We start from the raw sequence: 442 nt of genomic DNA on the forward strand, positions 1-442 counted from the left end.
AAGTGCCTTATTTCTGTCTCTATTCCTTATTCATTTTCGTTTAGTAGCTTTAATATCCGTTTCAAATTGACAGCGAATATCGTTGTAGCACCTTGAATTCCCATGCCAAATAGACCCACAGTCGATGCCGTATCGTACCCGTGTCCGTTTTTTAATTCACTATTCTTCGCTTCTATTTTGTAGCGGTTTGCGGCTAATTGCTTAAATGCTTCCGTATTTTGAAATGCCTCTTGTTCCGCATGTGTACCCGACTTAATTGTGACAGAATATGTTTTACTTTTTGCACCTTCTTTATAACAGCCCTCTCTCGTTGGACATACTTTGCATTTCTTGATTTGAAATCATCGGGGGCACCACCTGCACATTAATTCTTTTATTATAAAGGAAAGCGTGACTAAAATAATAGTGTGATACATTGCGTTGTTTGGAGAAGCATCGCTCG

General features: G+C 38.9%; 1 pseudogene. It reads right to left on the reverse strand.

What is annotated here, in order from left to right:
* Positions 1 to 26 precede the first annotated feature (26 nt).
* Positions 27 to 341: pseudogene (locus tag PVA17_RS25030) on the reverse strand (transposase); the annotation flags it as partial.
* Positions 342 to 442: the final 101 nt, after the last annotated feature.

The organism is Lysinibacillus sp. CNPSo 3705 (genome assembly GCF_028674935.1).
In the GTDB taxonomy this organism is placed as follows: Bacteria; Bacillota; Bacilli; order Bacillales_A; family Planococcaceae; genus Lysinibacillus.